This window comes from Streptomyces sp. NPDC001380 (assembly GCF_042895785.1).
Taxonomy (GTDB): Bacteria; Actinomycetota; Actinomycetes; order Streptomycetales; family Streptomycetaceae; genus Peterkaempfera.
In genome coordinates, this window is the sequence record NZ_JBIAWP010000008.1 from 138,559 (window position 1) to 153,324 (window position 14,766).

Annotated in this window: 13 protein-coding genes; 4 read left to right on the top strand and 9 right to left on the bottom strand. The window is 78.9% G+C overall.

The window, feature by feature from the left end:
• Positions 1-52 precede the first annotated feature (52 nt).
• Genes ACFY07_RS12415 through acsA form a run of 5 tightly spaced genes read right to left on the bottom strand, consistent with a single transcriptional unit; the run spans position 53 to position 6,089 of the window.
• On the bottom strand, positions 53-298 hold the full coding sequence (locus ACFY07_RS12415; RefSeq protein ID WP_230654235.1) for an acyl carrier protein: 246 nt from the start codon (positions 296-298) through the stop codon (positions 53-55).
• A 2-nt stretch (positions 299-300) separates the two neighbouring features.
• On the bottom strand, positions 301-1,974 hold the full coding sequence (locus ACFY07_RS12420; RefSeq protein ID WP_390868609.1) for a dihydrolipoamide acetyltransferase family protein: 1,674 nt from the start codon (positions 1,972-1,974) through the stop codon (positions 301-303).
• The gene (locus tag ACFY07_RS12425) at positions 1,967-2,989 is read right to left on the bottom strand and encodes an alpha-ketoacid dehydrogenase subunit beta (protein WP_390868728.1); all 1,023 of its coding nucleotides are present in this window, start codon (positions 2,987-2,989) and stop codon (positions 1,967-1,969) included. Before ACFY07_RS12425 ends, ACFY07_RS12420 begins: the two co-directional genes overlap by 8 nt.
• Positions 2,990-3,036: 47 nt before the next feature.
• Complete coding sequence (gene pdhA, locus ACFY07_RS12430; protein ID WP_390868610.1) at positions 3,037-4,194, bottom strand: pyruvate dehydrogenase (acetyl-transferring) E1 component subunit alpha; 1,158 nt, start codon at positions 4,192-4,194, stop codon at positions 3,037-3,039.
• Positions 4,191-6,089, bottom strand: coding sequence for an acetate--CoA ligase (gene acsA, locus ACFY07_RS12435; RefSeq protein WP_390868611.1), 1,899 nt, complete (start codon positions 6,087-6,089; stop codon positions 4,191-4,193). The genes pdhA and acsA overlap by 4 nt, the downstream gene beginning before the upstream one ends.
• A 251-nt stretch (positions 6,090-6,340) precedes the next feature.
• Between acsA and ACFY07_RS12440 the strand changes: the two genes are divergently transcribed.
• Together ACFY07_RS12440 and ACFY07_RS12445 are read left to right on the top strand one after the other, a co-directional pair.
• On the top strand, positions 6,341-6,610 hold the full coding sequence (locus ACFY07_RS12440) for a dsRBD fold-containing protein (RefSeq protein WP_390868612.1): 270 nt from the start codon (positions 6,341-6,343) through the stop codon (positions 6,608-6,610).
• Between the two features lie 5 nt (positions 6,611-6,615).
• Complete coding sequence (locus ACFY07_RS12445) at positions 6,616-7,338, top strand: pyridoxamine 5'-phosphate oxidase family protein (RefSeq protein WP_390868613.1); 723 nt, start codon at positions 6,616-6,618, stop codon at positions 7,336-7,338.
• 120 nt (positions 7,339-7,458) lie between these two features.
• Here ACFY07_RS12445 and ACFY07_RS12450 read toward each other — a convergent pair whose 3' ends face one another.
• Together ACFY07_RS12450 and ACFY07_RS12455 are read right to left on the bottom strand one after the other, a co-directional pair.
• Positions 7,459-7,701, bottom strand: a complete 243-nt coding sequence (locus tag ACFY07_RS12450) for a DUF1918 domain-containing protein (protein WP_390868614.1) — start codon at positions 7,699-7,701, stop codon at positions 7,459-7,461.
• A 133-nt stretch (positions 7,702-7,834) separates the two neighbouring features.
• Positions 7,835-9,325: an AAA family ATPase gene (locus tag ACFY07_RS12455; protein ID WP_390868729.1), complete on the bottom strand. Its 1,491-nt coding sequence runs from the start codon at positions 9,323-9,325 to the stop codon at positions 7,835-7,837.
• A gap of 500 nt (positions 9,326-9,825) precedes the next feature.
• On the opposite strand from ACFY07_RS12455, the gene ACFY07_RS12460 reads away from it, so the two are divergent.
• Positions 9,826-10,938 carry a hypothetical protein gene (locus tag ACFY07_RS12460; protein ID WP_390868615.1) on the top strand — a complete coding sequence of 371 codons (1,113 nt, stop codon included), beginning with the start codon at positions 9,826-9,828 and terminating at the stop codon, positions 10,936-10,938.
• Positions 10,939-11,148: 210 nt separating this feature from the next.
• Here the strand turns inward: ACFY07_RS12460 and ACFY07_RS12465 are convergent, their stop codons facing one another.
• A complete protein-coding gene (locus ACFY07_RS12465) occupies positions 11,149-12,039 on the bottom strand; it encodes a universal stress protein (protein ID WP_390868616.1) in 891 nt (296 codons plus the stop codon).
• A gap of 215 nt (positions 12,040-12,254) precedes the next feature.
• On the opposite strand from ACFY07_RS12465, the gene ACFY07_RS12470 reads away from it, so the two are divergent.
• Positions 12,255-13,220: a ferritin family protein gene (locus ACFY07_RS12470; protein ID WP_390868618.1), complete on the top strand. Its 966-nt coding sequence runs from the start codon at positions 12,255-12,257 to the stop codon at positions 13,218-13,220.
• Between the two features lie 71 nt (positions 13,221-13,291).
• On the opposite strand, the gene ACFY07_RS12475 is transcribed toward ACFY07_RS12470, so the two are convergent.
• Positions 13,292-14,668: a Ni/Fe hydrogenase subunit alpha gene (locus ACFY07_RS12475; protein ID WP_390868619.1), complete on the bottom strand. Its 1,377-nt coding sequence runs from the start codon at positions 14,666-14,668 to the stop codon at positions 13,292-13,294.
• Positions 14,669-14,766 lie beyond the last annotated feature (98 nt).

The following is a 14,766-nucleotide window of genomic DNA, read 5'->3' on the forward strand; positions in this document are numbered from 1 at the left end:
TCGTCCTGCTGCCGCATCGTCCTGCTGTCGGGCCGCCCGGTCCCCGCGGCCGTCAGGCCGCGCGGGCGGCGAGCAGGTCCGCGCCGCGGGACAGGGTGGCCAGTTCCGGGTAGTCGTCCTCCTCGATCCGGCAGCCGGTGCGGTCGGAGAGGCGCTCGACGAGGTTCAGGAAGTCGAGCGAGTCCAGCTCCAGCGCGTCGCGCAGCGGGGTGTCGGGTCCGATCGTGTCGAGGTCGGCGTCGGGGACGATCTCGGTGAGCGCCTCCCGGACGGCGGCGAGGGCCTGGTCGCGGGTCACGTCTACAACTCCTCCGGTCGCTGCAGCAGGCGGTCGAGTGCGGTGAGGTAGCGGGCCCCGGTCGCCCCGTCGCTCGCCCGGTGGTCGGCGGAGAGGGTCGCCGTGACGACCGGGCGGACACCGAGCATGCCGTCGGCCGCCCAGGGCCGCTCCGCGACCCGGCCGAAGCCCACCAGGGCCACCTGGGGCGGGTGGATGACGCCGAGGACGGCCTCGACGCCCTGGTCGCCGAGGCTGGTCACGGTGAGGGTGGCGTCCGTGGTCTCGCTGCGGCGCAGCCGTCCGGTGCGGGTCCGGGCGGCCAGGTCGCGCAGGGCCGCCATGAGCCGGGGGACCGTCATGTCGGCGGCGCCGTGGATCGCCGGGGCGACCAGGCCGCCGCCGCGCAGCGCCACCGCCACGCCCAGGTGGACGTCGGGTGCGGGGACGAAGCGCCCGTCCGTCCAGAAGCCGTTGAGCCGCGGCACCTCGCGGGCGGCGAGCGCGGCGGCCTTGAGCAGCAGGGCGGCGGGGACCAGCCGCTCGCCGACCGGCAGCTCGCGGTTGCGGCGGCGCATCCAGGCCGTCGCGGCGGCGAGGTCGACGGTGGTGGAGAGGTAGTAGTGGGGGATCTCCCGCTTCGACCGGCTCATCAGGTCGCCGACGGCCTGCCGCATCGCCTCCTCGCGGGCGGCCGCGTCCTGCGCCGCGGGCGCCCTGCGGGCCGGGGCCTCCGGCCGGGGCCGTCCTGCCCCGGCCCGCCCGGCCGGGAGCTGTCCGGCTCCGGCCCCGCCGGGTGCGCCCGGACCGGCCGGTGCGCGCCGCTCGGGGCGTGCCTGCCGGGCGGCGGCGCGGCGCACGTCGGCGGCGCGTACGGCGCCGTCCTCGCCCGTGCCGCGGAGCCGCGCGGGGTCCACCCCCAGCTCCGCCGCCGTGCGCCGCGCCAGCGGCGTCACGCGGACGCGCGCGGCGGGTCCGGCCGGGGCCGCGGCACGGGCGGCGGCGGGCGGTGCCCCTGCCGCCGGGGGCGGGGGCGGGGGTGTCCGGGGTGCGGCAGCCCGGGCTCCGGTCCGCGCTCCGGCGCGGGGCCCGGCGGCGGGCCGGACGGTGGTGCGGGCCGGGCCCTCCGGTGCCGGGGGCGCGGGGGGCGCGGGTTCCAGCGGGGGTTCCGGCGCGGCCCGCGGCGGGGGCGCCGGTACGGCCGCTCCGGGAGCGGTGCCGGCCCCCCGGCCCGGGGCGGGTCCGCCCGTCCCCGGGCCGCGTGCCGTCAGGTGCGCGACGTCGGCGCGGGTGACCCGCCCGCCCGGACCCGATCCGCGGACCTCCGCCAGGTCCAGGCCCGCCTGCTCGGCGAGGTGCCGCACCAGCGGCCCCGCCGGGGCCGCCCTCCCGCCCCCGGCCCGCTCCGCCTCCCGGCCGGCCCCTCCGCCCGCACCCGTCCCTCCGGCGCCGCCCGCACCCGGGCCCGCGCCGATCACGGCCAGCGGCGTGCCGACCGCCACCGCCTCCCCGGCCGGCACCAGCAGCCGCTCCACCACCCCGCTCTCGAAGCACTCCACCTCGATCGCGGCCTTGGCGGTGTCCACCACCGCCACGAGGTCGCCGCGCCGCACCCGGTCGCCCGGCCCGACCAGCCACTCCGCGACCGTGCCCTCCGTCATGTCGGCGCCCAGCGCGGGCATCCGGAACTCACCCATCCCGCCCGACCGCCTCGCGCGCCGCCGCCGCGATCCCGGCGGCCTGCGGGAGCGCCGCCTCCTCCAGCTGCCGCGCGTACGGGACGGGCACCTCCGCGCCGCAGACCCGCCGCACCCGCGCGTCGAGGTCGTAGAAGGCCTGCTCGGCGATGCGGGCGGCGACCTCGGCGGAGAGCCCGCCGGTGCGCCAGCCCTCGTCCACGACCACGGCGCGGTGGGTGCGCCGCACCGAGCCGAGGACGGTCGCGTCGTCCAGCGGCCGCAGCGTGCGCAGGTCGACCACCTCCGCCTCGATGCCGTCGTCGGCCGAGAGCCGATCGGCGGCCTCCAGCGCCTTGCCCAGCGAGCCGCCGTACGTGACAAGGGTGACGTCGGTCCCGGCGCGCCGCACGGCCGCGCTGTCCAGGTCCACCGGGCCGGCGTCGGGCGCCAGCGGACCGGAGGCGTTGTAGAGGGAGCCGTGCTCGAAGAGGACCACCGGGTCCGGGTCGGCGAGGGCGGGGGCGAGCATGTGCCGGGCGTCCTCCAGGGTGGCGGGGGCCAGCACCCGGATGCCGGGGATGTGCGCGTACCAGCCCTCCAGGCTGTGCGAGTGCTGCGCGGCGAGCTGCCGGCCGGCGCCCGTCGTCATCCGCAGCACCAGCGGCACGGCGAGCTGGCCGCCCGACATGTGGAGCAGCGCCGCCGCGTTGTTCACGACCTGGTCCAGGGCGAGGAGGCTGAAGTTGACCGTCATCACCTCGACGACCGGCCGCATCCCGGCGAGGGCGGCGCCGATGCCGGCGCCGACGAACGCCGACTCCGACAGCGGCGTGTCCCGCACCCGCTCCGGGCCGAACTCCTCGACCAGGCCGAGGCTCACGCCGAAGGCGCCGCCGTAGCGGCCCACGTCCTCGCCCATGAGGAAGACCCGCTCGTCCCCGGCCAGGGCCTCGCGCAGGCCCTCGCGCAGCGCCTCCCGGTACGTCGTCACGGGCGCCTCGCCCGGCCCGCCCGCGCCCGGCCGTCCCGCCACCGTCCGGGCGGGCGCCGGCGGGCCGGTGCGGTCCGGGGCGGCCGCGGTCACGGCCCCTCCCGGGGCGGGCCGGTGACGAACCGCAGCAGGTCCTCCACCGGCTCCTCGCCGGCGGCCCGCGCCCGCTCCACGGCCCGGTCCAGCTCGGCGGCGACGTCCCGCTCCAGCGCGTCCAGGCCCTCGTCGCCGAAGCCGTCCTCCGCCCGCATGCGGTCGCCGAGGACCCGCAGCGGGTCCCGGGCCTTCCACCGCTCGATCTCGCTCCGCTCCCGGTACCGGTCGGGGTCGTACATCGAGTGCGCCCGGAACCGGTAGGTCCGCAGCTCCAGGAAGTGCGGCCCGCCGCCCGCCCGGACGGCCCCCGCCGCGCGCCGCGCCGCCTTCTCCACGGCCAGCACGTCCATGCCGTCGACCGGCCACGCCGCCATGCCGTAGGAGGCGGCCCGCAGCGCCAGGTCGGTGACGGCGTGCTCGCGGGCCAGCGGCGTGCCCATCGCGTACAGGTTGTTCTCGCAGGCCAGCACCAGCGGCAGGCCCCACAGCGCGGCGAGGTTCGCGGTCTCGTGGAACGCGCCCTCGGCCATGGCGCCGTCGCCGAAGAAGCAGCACGTCACCCGTTCGTCCCCGCGCATCCGGTCGGCCAGGGCCAGCCCCGCCGCCACCGGAAGGCCGCCCGCCACGATGGCGTGGCCGCCGTAGAAGCGCCGGGAGGCGTCGAACAGGTGCATGGAGCCGCCGCGTCCCCGGCTGCAGCCCGTCACCCGGCCCAGCATCTCGGCCATGACGGACTCGGCGGGGATGCCGCGGGCCAGGGCGTGGCCGTGCTCCCGGTAGGTGGAGACCACCGCGTCGTCGCCGGTCAGGGCCTCCAGCACGCCCACCGGCACGGCCTCCTCGCCGATGCAGAGGTGGACGAAGCCGCGGACCTCGCCCGCGCTGTACAGCTCGACGCAGCGCTCCTCGAAGCGCCGGACCAGCAGCATCCGCCGCAGCAGGTTCCGGCGGTGCGCCGCCCGGCCGCCGCCCCCGTCCGGGGCGGCCCGCTCCTGTACGGCCCGCTCCTGTACGGCCCGCTCCTGTACGGCCTGCTCCCGCTGCACGGTCCGCCCCCGCGCCGCCCGCTCCCGGACCTGCACGGCCTCGTCCCGCACCCCGGCGGCCCCCCGCACCCCGGCGGCGGCCGCAGCCGCCCGGCGCGGGCTCACGGCGCCGCCTCCCCGGACGGCGGGTGTGCGGACCCGGCGTCCCCCGCAGGCACCGCTCCCCCCGCAGCGCCCGCGCTTCCCGCGCTCCCCGCACCCGTCCCGTCCTCCGCCCCCCGCGCCTCCGGCGCCGCCGGCGTCTCCAGCGCCGAGACGTCCCCCTCCGGCAGCCCCAGCTCGCGGGCGCGCAGCAGCCGCCGCATCACCTTGCCGCTGCGCGTGTGCGGCAGGTCCGCCGCGAAGGCGACCTCCCGGGGCGCGATCGCCGGGCCGAGCCGCCGCCGCGCGAAGGCCGTGATCGAACGGGCCGTCGCCTCGTCCGGCTGGTGCCCGGGCCGCAGCGAGACGAACGCCTTGACCACCTCGCCCGCCACCGGGTCCGGCCGCCCGACCACCCCGGCCTCGGCCACCGCCGGGTGCTCCATCAGGACGCCCTCCACCTCGAACGGCCCCACCAGGTGCCCCGCCGACTTGATCACGTCGTCGGCCCGGCCCACGAACCAGTACCAGCCGTCGCGGTCCCGCCGCGCCAGGTCCCCGGTGAGGTACCAGCCGTCCGCGAAGCACGCCCGGTACCGCTCCTCGTCGTGGAGGTAGCCGCGGAACATCGACGGCCACCCCGGGCGCAGCGCCAGCTCGCCCACCTCGTCCGGCCCCGCCACCGGCCGCACCCGGCCGTCCTCCACCAGGGCGCGCCCGTCGGGGCCGCGCGCCAGCAGCCCCGCCTCCACCCCCGGCAGCGGCCGGCCCATCGACCCGGGCCGCACCTCGTCCGAGGCCAGGTTGGCGATCATGATGCAGCCGGTCTCGGTCTGCCACCAGTTGTCCCGCACCGGCAGGCCCAGCACCTCCTGCCCCCACCGCACCGCCTCCGGGCCGAGCGGCTCGCCGACGCTCGCGACCAGCCGCAGCGCCGACAGGTCGAACGAGCGCGGCAGCTCCGCGGGCCCGCCGCGCGGGCTCGCCCGCATCAGCATCCGCACCGCCGTCGGCGCCGTGTACCAGACGGTGACCCGCTCCCCGGCGAGGATCCCGTACCAGCGGCGGGCGTCGTACTCGCCCGCGTCGACGACCACCGTCACCCCGTGGGTGAGCGGCGCCACCACCCCGTACGAGATGCCGGTGACCCAGCCGGGGTCGGCGGTGCACCAGAACACGTCGTGCGGGTGCAGGTCCAGCGCCGTCGCCGCCGTCGCGTGGTGGGCGACCACCGCCTCGTGCACGTGCAGCGCCCCCTTGGGCGTGCCCGTGGTGCCGCTGGTGAAGTGCAGCAGCGCCGTCTCCCCCGGGTCGGTGGGCGGCACGGTGAAGCGCTCCTCCGCCGCGGCCAGCAGCTCCTCCAGGGACCGCCCGCCCGGCACCGGGTCCCGGTACGGCCCCACCACCAGGACGTGCTCCAGCTCCGGCAGCCCCTCCCGCACCCCGGCGACCTTCCGCCGGTACAGCTCCTCGGTGGTCACCAGCACCCGGGCGCCGCCCAGGCGCAGCCGCTCCGCGACCGGCGCCGGGCCGAAGGCGGGGAAGAGCGGGCAGAACACCGACGTGTTCTTCAGCGTCCCCAGCACCGCCGCGTACAGCTCCGGGCACCGCCCCAGGAGCGACGCCACCCGGTCGCCGCGCCCCACGCCCAGGCCGCGCAGCACGTTCGCGAAGCGGCCGGTGCGCGCGGCCAGCTCCGCGTACGACACCGGCTCCGCGGAGCCGTCGGCCGCCACGCAGCGCAGCGCCGTCCGGTCGCCGTGCCCGGCCAGGACGTGCCGGTCCACCGCCTCGTGGGCGATGTTCAGGCCGCGGCCGTGCGGCAGGCCGCTCAGCAGGGACCGCGCCCGCTGCCAGGAGAAGTCGCGGCACGCCTGCCCGTAGTCCGTGACGTTCGGTCGCACGCGCAGTGCCGGCATCACAGCTCCCTCCACCGGGGGCGCTCCGCACCTTCGAGCATCACTCCGTGCACGGTGCACCCGGATGGGCCGAAGGTCCCTGGCAGGCCCCGGGCCCCCGCCGCACAGTGGGAGTGGGCCCGGTGCGGGGGAGTGGGGCCGCACCACCGGGGGAGGAGCCGCAGGGGAGGGAAGGACCAGGAGCCGCGGGGCGGGTCCGGGCAGCCGGCCCCGGACGCGGTGAGCCGCGAGGAGCCGCAAGGAGCGAGGCCATGGCCGCACACACCAAGTCCTGGCAGGTGCGCCTCCACCTCTTCGAGGAGGGCGACGCCACCGCCGCACGGGTCGTGCTCGACACCGGCGACAACGTCCTGGAGGGCCACGGCGAGGCCCGCCGCAGCCCGCGCGACCCGCAGGTGCCCGAGATCGGCGACGAGTTCGCCGTCGGACGCGCCCTGGTCGACCTGGGCCACCGGCTCATCCAGGCCGGCACCGTCGACAGCACGGCGCCCCGCCCGGTCCACCACCTCCACAAGGCCTGACGTCCATGGGAGCATCCGTGCCGGAGCACAGCACGCCCGCCGGAGCGGGCGCCGGAGGCCGGTCCGACAGCACCGAGCTCGGCCGGCGGCTGCGCCGCCGCCGCGAGCAGCTCGGCCTCAGCCGCCAGGAGGTCGCCCACCGGGCCGGGATGTCGCCCGGCTACCTGGAGTACCTGGAGGAGCGGCCCGTCGGGCCCAACCGGGAGGGCATGTTCCGGCTGGCCGGGGCCCTGGACACCACCGCCGCCGAACTCCGCGGCGAGCAGGCCGCGGTACCGCCCGGCGCGGGCTGGGCGGCGCCCGGCACCGAACTGCTGGTCCTGGAGCCGGCGGAGTGCCGCGCCCACCTCGCCGCCCGCGGCGTCGGCAGGGTGGTGCTCACCACGGAGCAGGGGCCCGCCGCGATCCCCGTCAACTACGCGGTCGACGAGGACGCCGTCGTCTTCCGCACCGCACCCGGTACGGAGACGGCGCGGGCCGCGGGCGCCGGCGCGGCGGTCTCCTTCGAGGTCGACCACATCGACGAGACCCTGAGCGAGGGCTGGAGCGTGCTCGTCACCGGGCACGCCGTGCAGGTCACCGACCAGGCGGGACAGCGCCGCCTCGCGGCGCTCGCCGCCTCACCGCCCTGGGCGGGCGGGGACCGGCCGCTGTGGATCCGGATCGGCATGGAGCGGCTCAGCGGGCGGCGCATCCGCGCCCGGGCCGGCGGGCCCGCCGCCGGCTGAGGGCCGGCCCGCGCCCCGCGCCGCCGGCTCCCGCCCGCACTGCCGGGAACCCGCCGTCCCGCCCACGCCCGTCCCGCCCACGCCCGTGCGGCGGCCCGCCGGGGCCGCCGCACGGGCCCGTCAGGCGGGCGTCCCGGTCCGCTCCTCCTGCCCGCGGCCCTGCCCGGCACCGTGCCCGGCATAGTGGTGGACGTGCGCGTCCGGCCCGGGGAAGACCATCGACACGTGCCCGGTGTCGGACCACCGCACGTCGTACGGCGGGGTGCCGTCGGCGTGGTGCACGCCGACGATCTCGCCGTCGCGGCGGGCGACGCCCGTCGTGGCGCTCTCGACGATCAGCCGGTCCCCGATGCTCGCCTTCATGACCGCTCCTCTCCGACCGGGCGCGTCGCCGCTCCCGTGCCTGTCCCCGTCACGTCGTCCCCCCGTCACGTCGTCCCCCCGTCACGTCCTCCCCCGGTCGCGGGACCCCGGCCCCGTGCGTGGCGCCCCCGCGTCAGTCCGGCTCCATGAAGGGGCGCCGGAACGGCGGGGCCTGCCCCGTGCCGTACGGGCGCACCACCGCCACGGCCCGGGAGACCGCCGCGTCCAGGGACCCGCCGGTGTCCACCGCCGAGGCCCGCGGCCACGGGTCGGCCCGCGCCGCCAGCTCCCCCGCCACCGCCGCGTCGGCGTCCGACGCCCCCGCCGGCCGCCCGCCCAGGCGCGCCTCCGCCAGCTCCCGCGGCACCTCGCAGCGCAGCTCCGCCAGGTCCGCGCAGGCCCGCCGGGCGGTCTCCGCGGCCGCCTCCCGCCGCTCGCGGGACGTCCAGGTGGCGTCGAGCACCACCGACTCGCCCTGCGCCAGCAGCGCGGCGGCCCGCTCCAGCAGGGCGTCGTAGGTGAGCCGGGTCCGCTCCGGGGTGTACAGGCCCTCGCCCCAGGCCGCCGGCGCGGGCCGGTCCGGCGGCAGGCCGGCCAGCTCCTTGCGCAGCCGGTCGCTGCTCAGCAGGGTCAGCCCCAGCCGGTCGGCCAGCGCGCCCGAGAGGGTGGACTTGCCGCTGCCCGGCAGGCCCCCCACCAGCACCAGGGAGACCGCCGACGTGCGCAGGTGGCGCAGCCCGGCCCCGGCCAGCCCGTACGCCTCGGCGGCGCCCCCGGGGTCGCCCTGCCCGGCCCGCACCAGCGCCACCTTGCACCGGACGAACGCCCGGTACGCCACGTAGTGGTGCCACAGCGACGGCGGCGCCGGGTCGCCGGAGTACTCGCCGTACCGTTCCAGGAGGAACGCCGCGGCGGCCGGGGCGCCCAGCCGCTCCAGGTCCATGGCGAGGAACGCGGCGTCGTCGAGGCCGTCCACGTACCGCAGCCGGTCGTCGAACTCCAGGCAGTCCAGGACGCGCGGCCCGTCGTCGAGGCAGAAGACGTCCTGCGCCAGCAGGTCGCCGTGCCCGTCGACGACCCGGCCCTCCCGGATCCGCCGCCCGAACAGGGCGCCGCGCCCGGACAGGTAGCGCCGCACCAGGCGCCCGGCCTCCGCAGCCGTGTCCTTCAGGCCCGGCTCCGGTCCCAGGGCGTCCAGCTGGGCGAGGTTCGCCTCCCAGCGCCCCAGCAGCGCCCCGGCCGTGCCCTCCCGGTCGACGTCCGGGCCGCGCGGGGCGTCCGCGTGGCAGCGCGCCAGCAGCCGGGCGACCCGGCGCAGGTGGTCGTCGACGGGCGCCGCCGTCCGCACCAGGTGTGCCAGCCGCCGGTCCTCGGGCATCCGCCGCATGACCACCAGGGGTTCCGGGGGGCCGCCGCCGGGCGGTGACAGCTCGCCGAGGCCCAGGTACACGTCGGGGGCGAAGCGGCGGTTGAGGGCGACCTCCCGCTCGCAGGCGGCGCGGCGCGCGGCGGGGGTGGTGAAGTCCAGGAATCCCAGGTCGACCGGCTTCTTGACCTTGTAGGCGCGGTCCGCGGCGAAGAAGACCACCGCCGTGTGCGTCTCGTGGGCGGCGGCCCGCCACAGGCCGCCGCCCGGGGCCGGCCGCCCGCCGTCCGCGGGTGCCTGCGGGTCCCGGTCCGCACGCGTGTCCCGACCCGCGTGCCGCTCCGGGACCGCCCGCGCGGCGGGGGCGGCCCGTCCGGGAGGAACCGGCTGCCCGGGTGTCACCGGCACGACCGCCTCCTCTCGCCCGCGGACCGTCCCCACGGCCCGCACCTCCAGGCTCGACGGCCGCGGCGCACGCCCATAGGGCCGATCGGCCCGCCGCACCCGGGCCCGACCGCCCGCAGTGGTCCGTCCGCGGGGGTCTGCCCGCAATGCCGGGTGCCCGCCGCCGTGAGCCCGCAGGCCCGCAGGCCCACCGGCCGGGCGGCGGGGCCGTTCGGCCCGGTGGAGCAGGGCCCCGCCGCGGGTAGCGTGTCAGGAGGTCTGCGGAGCGGACGGGCGCGCCCGGCCGGAACACGGGGACGGGGCGCCCGCCCGGGGAGGGCGGCCGTCCCGGTGGTCCGACGAGGAGGCGACCCGTGAAACTGACGTTCCTCAGCCCGCTGTACGCCCGTCAGGGCCCCTTCGCGTGCGCGTACCTGGACACCTCCCGGGACATCGAGGACCCCGAGCGGGCCATCGGCCTGCGGTGGCGCCACCTGCGGGACGACCTCGCCGCGCAGGGCGCCGACATGGCCACCACGGGCGCGCTGGCCCACGTCGTCGGCACCGACCGCGACGTGTCCGGTCGCCACGGCCAGGCCGTCTTCGCCGCGCACGGCCGGCTGGCCCTCACCGAGGAGCTGCCCGAGCCCCCGGCCCGCGACACCGCCCGGTACACGATGCTGCCCGACGCCCTGCCGCTGGCCCTCCAGCACGCCCCCGACATCCCCTACGCGGCGGTCGCCGTGCGCCGCGCGGAACGGGAGGCGGACACCGGGACGTCGTCCCGGGAGTCCCCGCACGACCTGGACGTCGAGGTGCAGGTCGGACGGTGGCCCGCCACCCGGGCCGCGGGCGGCGGACGCGTCCGGCGGCGCATCCCGGCGGGGGAGTGGCGCCAGGCCGCGGCCCGGCTCGCCGAGGAGCTGACCGGCCTCGCCGACCGCGGCGACGCCGAGGCCCTGGTCGTCGCCGCCGACCCGTGGGTGCGCGGCGTCCTCGTCCGCGAGCTGCCCCGGCGGCTGCGGGACCGCGTCGTGGGCCTCCAGGACGCGGGGGCGGGGTCCGGCCCCGGCCGCGCCCTCCTGGAGGAGGAGCTCGGCTACGTCTTCCGGGGCCGCATGCCCGGGAGGGACAGGGACCGCGTGGACCGGTTCCTGTCCCAGCGGGCCCGCGGCCGCGGCGCCGAGGAGGGGCTCGCCGCCGCCGTCGGCGCGCTGCGGGCCGGCCGTGCGGAGTCCCTGCTGGTCAACGACCCGCCGGACCTCCCCGGGACGCTCTGGGTCGGCATGGCGCCCCGCCAGGTCGCCCTCACCGCCGGGGAGCTGCACGAGGCCGGCGTCCAGTCCTGCTGGGAGGAGCCGGCCGGGGCCGCCCTGATCCGCGCCGTGGTCGGCACGGGCGCCGAACTGGTCGTCGTCGACCGCGAGGAGCTGCCGCTGGACGACGGGCTCGGCGTCCTGCTCCGCTACCCGCACCCCGTCGACTGACGGCACGGGACCGGCGGCCCGCGCCTGCGGCCCGCCCGTCCGTCCGCGGTGCGGGCCGGGGCCGGCGGGGCCGCCGCACCCGGCCGTTGGGCGCGGACGGCCCGGTACCGGGCGGCGCCCGCACCCCGAGGGCCCCGCGCCTGCGTCACCGGCCCGCCGTGCACCCCCGCCCCGCACCTCCGCCGGGCCGCGCCCGCCGGACCCGGCCGGTCAGGCCGGCGGCACCACGCAGACCGGGCAGTTCGCGTGGTGCAGCACGCCCTGCGCGACCGACCCCAGCGGCATGCCCTCGTAGCCCCCGGCGCCGCGCGCGCCGACCACCAGCAGCGACGCGCCCCGCGACGCCTCCAGCAAGGCCCGCACCGGGTGGCCGCGCACCGCCCCGCCGTCGACCTCCACGTCCGGGTACCGGCCCCGGCTGCCCGCCAGCGCCTCCGACAGCAGCATCCCGTGCTCCGCCTCCTCCCCCTGCGCACCCCGCTCCCGGTCCGCCGCCCCCTCCGCGAGCCCGCGCAGCGACTCCCGCCACGCGTGCACGGCCGTCAGCGGCGCGCCCCGCAGCGACGCCTCCCCGAAGGCGAGCGCCACGGCGGCCTGCGAGCAGGCCGAGCCGTCCACGCCGACCACCACCGGCCCGCCGGGGACGTTCTCGGGCCGGGGCGCGGGCACCACCACGACGGGGCAGACGGCCTGCGCCGCGAGCGCCGTACCGGTGGATCCCACCAGCAGCTCCCCGAACGCCCCGAAGCCGCGGGTGCCGACGACGAGCAGCGAGGCGCGGCGGCCCTCCGCCAGCAGCGCGTCGACGGGCGGCCCGTCGGCGACCTCGCCCGTGACCGGCAGCGTCCGGGCCCGGCCGACCGCGCAGGACAGCTCACGGGCCATCGCGCCGCGGGCGACCTCCCGCAGGTGGTCCTCGCCCAGGCCGGTGGCCGCGTCGTAGAAGGGCAGCAGGGGCGGCGGGTACTCGAAGGCATGGACCAGGCGCACCGGCAGCCCGTGCCGGGCGGCCTCCTCCAGCGCCCAGGACACGGCGTGCCCGCTCTCGTCCGTCCCGTCGACCCCGACCACCACGGGGTTCCGCAGGTCCTCCTGGGTCACGGGTGCCTCCTCCGCCGCATGCTGAACCGACACCGCCCAGCATGGCCGCGGCCCCCCGCCCCCACCACCGGGACCGGGCCGTACGGTGACTTTCCGTACATGAATGAACACGATTTGCCCACCCGGACGGCGCACTCCTGAGCGCTCCGCCCGGCCGCCCCTGCTCTGATGGGCTGCGGGCGCCGTCCGGCGGCGCCCGGCAAAGGAGCCACGTCATGAACCACCGGATACAGGCCCTGCTCGCCGCCGCCTGCACGCTGGCCGCCGGCGCGTCCGTCTGCAGCGCCGCCTCCGCCGCCTCCGCCGCCCCGCCGAGCGCGAGCCGCCCCCGGGCCGCCGCCGCACTCCACCCGGGCACCCGCGTCGACCTGACGGCCTCCCTGCGCGGCGAGGCGTTCGCCAACGCCTCCTACACCTTCTTCGCCGCCCAGGCCGACCGGCAGCGCCTCGCCTCGGTCGGCCGCCTGTACCGCCGCACCGCCGCCGTCGAGCTCGGCGAGCACTTCCGCGAGGGGGCGGCGCTCGCCGGCCTGGTCGGGAGCAACGCCGCGAACCTGCGCGCCGCGATCAAGGGCGAGACCTACGAGTCGACCGTCATGTACCCGGGCTTCGCCCGCGCCGCCCGCCGCGCGGGCGACCTGAAGGCCGCCGCGCTCTTCACGGAGATCGCCCGCGACGAGGCCGCCCACTGCAAGCGGTTCAAGGCCGCGCTCGCCGTCGTCCTCACCGGCAAGGGCCGCATCCCCGCCCCGCCGAAGCTCGACCCCGTGGCGGTGCCCGCCGGCACGCCCAAGGTCCGCGCCGCCCGCACGAAGGCCGACCTGGACACCGCCATGCACGGCGAGGCCCGCGCCAACGCCGTCTACCTGCAGTACGCCGGCCGCGCCCTGCGCAGCGGCAACCCGGCCCTGGCGCGGCTCTTCTCCGGCTCGGCCGCCGTCGAGCTGCGCGAGCACTTCGCCGGCGAGGCCGTCCTGGCCGGGCTCGTCCGCAGCACCCGCGTCAACCTGGGGCGGACCGTCGTGAACGAGCGCTACGAGGCGGACACGATGGACCCGCGCTTCGCGAAGCGGGCCCGCGCCGCCGGCGACCTCGCCGCCGCCCGGTTCTTCGCCGACACCGCGAAGGACGAGGCGCGCCACGCCGCCGCCTTCCAGAAGGCGCTGAAGAACCTGCGCTGAGCCCCCGCACGCGCACCGCGGCCGCCCTGGCCCCACCCGGCCGGGCTGCCGCGGCACGTGCGGCCCGCCGCTCAGCGGCGGTCCACGGCCAGGTCCAGGAAGTGGGCGGAACAGGAGATGCACGGGTCGTGGTTGCGCACGGCCCGCTCGCACCACGCCGTCAGCTCGGCGTCGTCCGCCCCCTCCGGCCCGGCGGCGTCCAGCCGGGACTGCGCCACCCGGCGCAGGTGCTCCTCGATGGCGCCCTGGTTCTGGGCGGTGGGCGGCACCAGCGACGCCTCGGCGACGGTCCCGTCCGCGTCCAGGGTGTAGCGGTGGTAGAGCAGGCCGCGCGGCGCCTCGGTCGCGCCGTGGCCGGTCCCGGCCCGCGGCGGCACCTCGACGTACGGGCGCGGCGGCGGCTCGTACGCGTCGATGATCCGCAGTGCCTCCTCCACCGCGTACAGCACCTCCACGGACCGCACCAGGATGCTGCGGAAGGGGTTGCGGCACACGGCCCCCTCGCGCGGGTCGCCGAGCCCCGCCTCCCGCGCGGCCTCCAGCGCCAGCGGCGACAGCAGCGCCCCGCTGACGGCGTACCGGGCCAGCGACCCGGTGAGGTGCCGCCGCCCGTCGAGCCGCGACTGCAGCGCGGTCGAGTACGGCACCTGCTCCTCCGCCACGTGCGCTGCGAACTCCCGCACCGGGAACGTCCGCACGTCCGCCCGGCCGCTCCCGCCGCCGCCGGCCCCGCCGGCCCCCGTCCCGGGCACCACCGTGGGCACGCCGCCCGCGATCGCGTACCGGCCGGGCTCGGCCAGGGCGAGGAGGTCCTCGTCGGCGTGCGCGTCGGGGAAGTCGAACCCCGCCACCCACCGCAGCGCCCCCCACGCGTCGTCCAGGGCCCGCCGCAGCCGCTCGCGGACGGGCGCCAGCTCACGGGGGTGCGGCGTGCGGTGGAAGCCGCCCAGCCGCACGTTGACGGGGTGGATCGCCCGGCCGCCCAGCACCTCCACCAGGGCGTTCCCGGCCTGCTTGAGCCGAAGGCCCCGCTCGACCTCGGCCCGGTGGGTGCGGGCCAGCTCGACAGCGCCCGCCCGGCCGAGGAAGTCGGGGGCGTGCAGCAGGTGGACGTGGAGCGTCTGGCTCTCGATCCACTCCCCGCAGTAGAGCAGCCGCCGCAGCTCCGCCAGGGAGCCGTCGACGGTGACCCCGCAGGCGTCCTCGACGGCGGCGCACGCGCTCAGCTGGTACGCCACCGGGCAGATGCCGCAGACCCGGGCGGTGATGTCGGGCGGCTCGGCGTGGCCGCGGCCGCGCAGGAACGCCTCGAAGAACCGCGGCGGCTCGTAGATCCGCAGCCGGGCGGCGGTGACGGCGCCGCCGTCCACCGCCAGGTGCAGGGCGCCCTCGCCCTCGACCCGGGCCAGGGAGCCGACGTGCAGGACGCGGGAGCCGCGGTGGGTCACGGGGTGCTCCGTCCGTCGCGGGGCCCGTCCTCGCCGGGGCCCTCCGTACCGTTCTCGTCGCCGTTCCCGGCGGGCGTCCCCGCCTCCGCCGGACCGCC

Excerpts from the sequence above, each read along its gene's own strand:
- ACFY07_RS12450 (WP_390868614.1), bottom strand. The coding sequence starts at position 7,701 with ATGAAGGCGAGCATCGGGGACCGGCTGATCGTCGAGAGCGCCACGACG.
- ACFY07_RS12445 (WP_390868613.1), top strand. The coding sequence starts at position 6,616 with ATGGGAGCATCCGTGCCGGAGCACAGCACGCCCGCCGGAGCGGGCGCC.
- ACFY07_RS12470 (WP_390868618.1), top strand. The coding sequence starts at position 12,255 with ATGAACCACCGGATACAGGCCCTGCTCGCCGCCGCCTGCACGCTGGCC.
- ACFY07_RS12440 (WP_390868612.1), top strand. The coding sequence starts at position 6,341 with ATGGCCGCACACACCAAGTCCTGGCAGGTGCGCCTCCACCTCTTCGAG.
- ACFY07_RS12420 (WP_390868609.1), bottom strand. The coding sequence starts at position 1,974 with ATGGGTGAGTTCCGGATGCCCGCGCTGGGCGCCGACATGACGGAGGGC.
- acsA (WP_390868611.1), bottom strand. The coding sequence starts at position 6,089 with ATGCCGGCACTGCGCGTGCGACCGAACGTCACGGACTACGGGCAGGCG.